Origin of the sequence: Alkalihalobacillus sp. BA299 (assembly GCF_017745675.1) — a bacterium.
Lineage (GTDB): Bacteria > Bacillota > Bacilli > Bacillales > Bacillaceae_F > Alkalihalobacterium.
On record NZ_JAFLJM010000019.1, the window covers coordinates 69,869 to 76,849 of the forward strand.

A 6,981-nucleotide genomic window follows, 5' to 3' on the forward strand; every position below is an offset into this window, starting at 1 on the left:
ATAAAAAAAAGGGGCTGTCTTTAAGTTGAGTATGAATGAAAGAAATTATCTTCAACTTTGTAAACATGTTCTTGAAAATGGGACGAAAAAGGAAGATCGAACAGGGACAGGTACCATTTCGATTTTCGGTCATCAAATGCGCTTTGACTTGAACGAAGGCTTTCCATTATTAACGACTAAGCGAGTTCCTTTCCGCCTTATTGCTACTGAGTTATTGTGGTTTATAAAAGGTGATACAAATATTCGTTATTTGCTTCAGCAAAACAATAATATTTGGAATGAATGGGCGTTTGAACGGTGGGTGACAAGTGAAGAATATGATGGCCCTAATATGGATGATTTCGGCCTGCGATCGCAACAAGATGATGAATTTCGTTTAAAATATGAAGAGCAATTAGAACGATTTAAAACGCTGATTTTAAAAGATGATGATTTTGCTAATAAATTTGGTGATTTAGGAGAAGTGTATGGTAAACAGTGGCGCGCTTGGCAAACGAGAACAGGGGAGACACTCGATCAATTAAAAGATGTGATTGATACGATTAAAAAGAACCCTTCATCAAGACGTCTTATTGTATCAGCTTGGAATCCAGAAGATGTTCCAACGATGGCTTTACCACCATGTCATACATTATTTCAATTTTACGTGCTTGACGGGAAGTTGTCGTGTCAGCTGTATCAAAGAAGTGGTGATATTTTTCTTGGGATACCATTTAATATCGCAAGCTATGCCCTACTCACACACTTAATTGCTCATGAATGTGGCCTGCAAGTGGGTGATTTCATTCATACATTAGGGGATGCTCATATTTATTTAAATCATGTAGATCAAGTAAATACACAGCTAAGTCGAGAGCCGAAACCGCTACCAAAGCTCGTTTTAAATCAAGAGGTGAAGTCTGTTTTTGATTTTGAGATCGAGGATATTTCAATTGAAGGTTATGACCCTCATCCGACGATTAAAGCACCTGTGGCTGTTTAAACTTATTACATTAAAAAAACAGACAAGTGCTTCTTGCCTACAAATCAAATAAGCAAATAGCAACAACAACTTAAGAAATGGCTGTTTTCGTAAACTTTGTTGCTTTTGGACCGTTTTTTGAAAATAAAAGCCTTCACGCTATGCGTGAAGAGCCAAGCATCCGCTTGGCTTACGGTCCAAAAGCTAAAAGCAACAATCTTTAGAAAAGAGCCTAAGAAAAAGAGTTAAGTATTGAAAACGGTCTGTATTCCATTGGCTGGTGTTTCACTTTTACGTACTCAAGGGTATAATAGTCCTTGAGTATTTTTGTATTTGATGAAAAATCATCTCCTTTAAAGGGGTAAAGTCAAAGAAGAGGCATCGGTTTGCGCCAGAGTAGGCGATAAATCGTGTTTTCAAATACGATATGAGGGGTTGTTTTTGTTGATTTCTTTTTTAGTTGCTATGGATAAAAACCGAGTCATCGGTAAAGATAACGATTTGCCATGGAGGCTTCCTGCTGATCTAGCTTATTTTAAAAAAGTAACAATGGGTCATCCGATCGTGATGGGGCGGAAAACATATGAATCGATTGGACGGCCGTTACCAGGTCGAGAAAATATTATTATTACTAGAAATCAAAACTATTCAGCTGAAGGCTGTACTGTTCTTCATTCGCTTGACGATGTAAAAAAGGTGATAGATGACAGTACGAAAGAAGTATTTATTATTGGTGGGGCAGAAATTTTTAAAGAGGCTTTTCCGATTGCAGACAAGCTGTATATTACGCATATTGATGAAGCATTTGAAGGCGATACGTATTTCCCTGCTTTCTCAGATCAGGAGTGGAAGGAAGTTTCTCGGGAAAAGGGGGTGAAGGATGAAAAAAATCCTTACGATTATTATTTTTCTGTTTATGAAAGAAAGTGATATGAAGTGATTCCGCCTTTCTTAAAAAGCATGGCTTTCAAATAAATTTTAGGTCAAGGCCGTCCTCCTTTTGCATATATTTCTTGCAAAGGGGGTTTTTTGATTGGTTCGATTTAAGCAGCGCAGGGTGTGGAAAGGCCCTCTCCTTAAGCAAAATAAGGGGAAGAGAAAAGGTCCTCTCCCGTTTCGATACGTATTGTTGATATCATTTGTTATTTTTATCGTTTTAACGGTGCAAGGGCTTTGGCTTGTTGAGAAAGGGATACGGCCAACGCTTATTCATATTGCGAAAACAGAAACCCAAGTGCTAGGAACAGAGGCAATTAATGATGCGATTTCAAAGAAAATAGTAGAACAGTTGGATATGGAAGAGTTAATTTTGATTGATAAAGATCAAAATGGTGATATTTCTTCCATAACGTTTAACACGTCGATTTCAAACCGAGTTTTATCTGAAGCAACATTAAGAGTTCAAAAGTATTTACGATTAATGGAGCAAGGACGTGTCCATGAATTAGGACTCCCTGATGGAGTTGAAGTGGATTATAACGAAGAAGTATTTTCCCAGGATGGTATCATTTATACAATTCCTTTAGGTCAAGCGACAAATAATGCCTTACTTGCCCATTTAGGACCGAAAATACCGGTTCGTTTTACAGCCATTGGTGATATAAAAGCGAGCATGAGACAGGAGGCAGAGTCGACTGGTATAAATAATACGTTAATTTCATTATATATCGATCTTCAGGTCGATGTTAAGGTCGTTATTCCTTTTGCTACGGATATGGAAGTCGTTAAAACATCAATTCCGATAGGTATAATGTTTGTTCCAGGTAAAGTTCCAGACTATTATAATGTTGGTGGCACAGGTCCAGCACCTACTTTTATACGAGAAACTGATATCCAGAATGCAGTGGAAGGGGAATAATTTTCAGAGATGACAGTTTTACTAGAATAATGATATACTATAGCGTGGTCAATCGGAAAAGTGAATAGTTTCACCTCATCAAGTAACGATGAGGTAGAGGTGCAGGCTTTATTAGTAGTCAATCGGAGGATGACAACGAGGATGATTGATGAAAGGAGAACCTGCAAATGCGAAGGGTTTGCGTCATACAATTCTTTGCTGGGGTTACATTGAAAAAGTGTAACACTGTCACAGCAGACTTGCTGTGGAGAACTACTTTAGTTGATGGGGAGCCAGTAGAATATGGTCCATTTGAGAGGCTTACTCAAGAGAAAGGTCACCACTTCAACTGTGTAAGAAGTGAGCAGACACTGAAGAGTAAGTCTCTTTTTGTTTTCAAAAATAATAGGAGGTTTCAAGATGGAAGTATCAATGATGTCATTAATTCCTCCTGTCCTAGCGTTAGTCATGGTGATTTTGACGAGGCGGGTTTTAATCTCGCTTGGGGCAGGGATAGTTGTTGGTGCGTTATTACTAAATGGCTTTGATCCAATAAGTGCAGTAGCGCAAATATTTAGTATTTTAACTGCTATTTTTTATGTAGATGGAGCAATAAATGATTGGGAGCTCAATATTATCTTTTTCTTATTACTACTAGGAATGCTTGCTTCATTAGTTGCTCTTTCTGGTGGAAGCCGTGCGTTTGGTGAGTGGGCGTTAAAGCGAGTTAAAACGAGAATTGGTGCACAATTAGTTACTGTTATTTTAGGTATTATTATCTTTATTGATGATTATTTCAATAGTTTAACGGTCGGAAATGTCAGCCGCCCGTTAACAGATCGCCATCGTATTTCTCGCGCAAAGTTAGCGTATCTCGTTGACTCTACTGCAGCTCCGATGTGTGTCATTTCACCGATTTCCAGTTGGGGAGCGTTTATTATTACGATTATCGCTGGTGTTTTAGCAACGCATAGCGTAACACAATACGAAGCATTACAAGCATTTTTACTGATTGTCCCAATGAACTATTATGCACTCTTTGCTGTATTTCTTGTATTGGCTGTTGCTTGGTTCAAGCTAGATTTTGGCCCGATGAAAAAGCATGAAACGTTAGCGATTGAAACTGGAGAGGTCGTTGATAAATCAAAAGGAACACCACCAGGAGAGAATATGGATGTTCAACCCGTTGATAATGGAAAAGTCATCGATTTAGTTCTTCCGATTGTTACATTAATAGTTGGTACGATACTTTTTATGGTTATTACTGGTATTCAAGGGACGGATGGTACAGCATCGATACTTGAAATTTTTGAAAATACGGATGTAGCTGCTGCCCTCGTATATGGTGGGTTACTAGGCTTAGCAGTCGCTATTATATTCACATTAATGAAAAAAGTATCTGTTAAAGATTTTGGCGTAGGACTGTGGGCCGGTATCAAATCAATGCTACCAGCCATCTACATTTTAATTTTTGCATGGACCATTATCGAAATTATTGGTGAGTTAGGTACAGGGGAGTATTTAGCAACTCTCATAGATGGAAGTATTCCTGTTGCACTTTTACCAGTCATTATCTTTATCGTAGCGGGTGCAATGGCCTTTTCGACAGGAACATCGTGGGGAACGTTCGGGATGTTATTACCAATTGCTGGAGATATTGCAGCGACGTTAGATATTACGATGATCTTACCGATGCTTGCTGCTGTTTTAGCAGGAGCCATTTTTGGCGATCACTGTTCACCCATTTCGGATACGACGATTCTCTCGTCTACGGGTGCAGGTAGTCATCATATTGACCACGTCATAACACAGCTACCGTATGCGCTCGTCGTTGCTGCTATTTCAATAGTTGGTTTTCTCGTACTCGGGTTTACTGGAAGTTTATTCATTGGATTCATTGCTTCATTCGCAGTTTTTGCAGTAACGGTTTTTATTTTAAGGCTGTTTTCGTAAACTTTGTTGCTTTTGGACCGTTTTTCAAAACCTTCACGCTATGCGTGAAGAGCCAAGCATCCGCTTGGCTTACGGTCCAAAAGCTAAAAGCAAAATCTTTGAGAAAAGAGTCTATTTTAAAGAGACTTGGTTAATATATCTTAATAGAGGCTGAAGGCAGCCTCTACTTTTTTCGTTTTTTTTCGACATAACTCTTTACAAATTAGGACAAAATCATTATAATCAAATAATGAATTGTCTGAATAATTAGTAATGGAAAGGGGTTCAAGCTATACGATTCGTAAAAACACTTAAAAAATACTACAAAATTCGTGCGGAACGAATATTCGGAATCTTTTAAAAAATAATATATTTAAGGTAGACTATCTAGTAAAGAATAGAATATACTTGCTTATAGAGATAGAAAATTAAGAAAATTTACAAAGAGAAAGGGGTCATGAACATGAACGGACGTGAACAGTGGGGCACTCGTGCTGGATTTATTCTAGCAGCAGTCGGTTCAGCAGTAGGTTTAGGTAACATTTGGCGTTTTCCTTATGTTGCGTATGAAAATGGAGGTGGAGCATTCTTCTTCCCGTATTTATTCGCTTTATTAACTGCAGGGATTCCATTACTTATTATGGAGTTTACAATGGGACATAAGTACCGTGGATCTGCGCCATTATCGTACGCACGTATGAATAAGAAAACAGAATGGATTGGTTGGTGGCAAGTCGCGGTATCATTCGTTATTTCTACTTATTATGCGGTCATTATCGCTTGGGCAATGGCTTATGCTTATTTCGCCATTGGACAGCGTTGGGGCGAAGACACTGGTGGTTTCTTATTCGGTGAGTATTTACAATTAGCCGAAGTTCCTGGGCAAGTTGGAAGTATCGTTCCATCTGTCTTTATTCCATTAATTTTAGTATGGGTTATTGCATTAGGTGTTCTTTTTAGAGGGGTTAAAAAAGGTATTGAAGTTGCAAACCGAATTTTTATTCCTGCACTTGTTGTTTTATTTTTAATTATTGTTATTCGTGCTTTAACCTTAGAGGGAGCAGCTGTTGGTCTTGACGCATTCTTTAAACCAGACTGGAGCGAAATTATGACTCCGAGCGTATGGGTAGCGGCTTATGGCCAAGTGTTCTTCAGTTTATCGATCGCATTTGCTATTATGATCACTTATTCAAGTTATTTAGGAAAAAAATCTGATATTACAAATAATGCATTCATTACAGGCTTTAGTAACTCAAGCTTTGAAGTATTAGCTGGTATCGGGGTATTCGCTGCATTAGGTTTCATGGCGACACAAGCAGGCGTTCCATTAGATGAAGTAGCGACAGCTGGAGTAGGGTTAGCATTCGTCGTCTTCCCGCAAATTATTAATACATTCCCAGCACTTAATGGATTGTTTGGTTTCTTATTCTTTACTTGTTTAGTATTAGCCGGATTATCATCATTAATTTCAATCGTTCAAACGTATATTGCTGGTTTACAAGATAAATTTAAGCTTTCTCGTACAAAAGCTGTAGTTTATGGTGGAGGTCTATCTGCTTTAATCTCAATCCTATTTGCTACACAAGGTGGTTTATTCTTCTTAGATGCAGCAGACCACTTTATTAATACGTTTGGTATCGCGCTATCTGGTCTTGTATCTGTTATTACGGTTTCTTGGTTTATGAAAAAAGTTCCAGCTCTTCAAAACCACGCAAACTCTGTATCTGATATGCGTCTTGGCCTTTGGTGGAAAATTTGTCTAGGTGTGATTACTCCAATCGTTCTAGGTTATATGGCGGTCCAAAACTTAATTGGCAATATCCAAGAAAATTATGAAGGTTATGCGACTTCGTTCTTACTCTATTCAGGCTGGGGTGTTGCAGTTGGAGCGATCATCGTCGGATTTATCTTCTCTGCGATCAAGTGGGGCGAAAATGACTTAGAAATTCCTAAAGAAAAAGGAGCTGAACTATAATGAGTGGAAGTGCAATTACAATGATGCTCATCGGCATAGCAATTGTTTGGGGCGGTTTAGCTTTAAGTATCTTCAATGCAGTAAAAGTAGCTAAGAGTAATAAATAAGACTTTAAGTATACTAAAACGCTCAGGTCAACTTCAACTTTCTGAAGTGACCCCAAAAAGTTAGACAGATAATTTTATTAAGCTGCTTGTTGGGCAAGTGTTCGGTATTGTATCGGACTCTTGCCTTTTAATTTTGACTTTATACGTTTGTTATTATAATAAAACATGT

7 protein-coding genes and 1 riboswitch are annotated in these 6,981 nt (G+C 38.2%); of the genes, 6 read left to right on the forward strand and 1 reads right to left on the reverse strand.

Annotated features, from left to right (window positions below; genetic code table 11):
- Positions 1–31: 31 nt before the first annotated feature.
- The 6 genes from J0N78_RS20715 (at position 32) to J0N78_RS20740 (ending at position 6,812) form a co-directional block, all read left to right on the forward strand.
- Entirely contained in the window at positions 32–982 is a 951-nt protein-coding gene (locus J0N78_RS20715) for a thymidylate synthase (protein WP_209125043.1), read from the forward strand.
- Between the two features lie 420 nt (positions 983–1,402).
- Positions 1,403–1,891 (forward strand): dihydrofolate reductase, encoded by a 489-nt coding sequence (locus J0N78_RS20720; RefSeq protein WP_374193947.1) that lies wholly within the window; start codon positions 1,403–1,405, stop codon positions 1,889–1,891.
- Between the two features lie 103 nt (positions 1,892–1,994).
- Positions 1,995–2,819, forward strand: a complete 825-nt coding sequence (yunB, locus tag J0N78_RS20725) for a sporulation protein YunB (protein WP_247747458.1) — start codon at positions 1,995–1,997, stop codon at positions 2,817–2,819.
- A gap of 86 nt (positions 2,820–2,905) precedes the next feature.
- Positions 2,906–3,082, forward strand: a riboswitch (Lysine riboswitch).
- A gap of 136 nt (positions 3,083–3,218) precedes the next feature.
- Positions 3,219–4,751 carry a Na+/H+ antiporter NhaC family protein gene (locus J0N78_RS20730; protein ID WP_209125038.1) on the forward strand — a complete coding sequence of 511 codons (1,533 nt, stop codon included), beginning with the start codon at positions 3,219–3,221 and terminating at the stop codon, positions 4,749–4,751.
- A gap of 442 nt (positions 4,752–5,193) precedes the next feature.
- Positions 5,194–6,705 (forward strand): sodium-dependent transporter, encoded by a 1,512-nt coding sequence (locus J0N78_RS20735; RefSeq protein WP_209125039.1) that lies wholly within the window; start codon positions 5,194–5,196, stop codon positions 6,703–6,705.
- Positions 6,705–6,812: a methionine/alanine import family NSS transporter small subunit gene (locus tag J0N78_RS20740; protein ID WP_209125040.1), complete on the forward strand. Its 108-nt coding sequence runs from the start codon at positions 6,705–6,707 to the stop codon at positions 6,810–6,812. The genes J0N78_RS20735 and J0N78_RS20740 overlap by 1 nt, the downstream gene beginning before the upstream one ends.
- 77 nt (positions 6,813–6,889) lie before the next feature.
- Here the strand turns inward: J0N78_RS20740 and J0N78_RS26565 are convergent, their stop codons facing one another.
- Positions 6,890–6,979, reverse strand: a complete 90-nt coding sequence (locus J0N78_RS26565) for an IS3 family transposase (RefSeq protein WP_209125045.1) — start codon at positions 6,977–6,979, stop codon at positions 6,890–6,892.
- Positions 6,980–6,981: the final 2 nt, after the last annotated feature.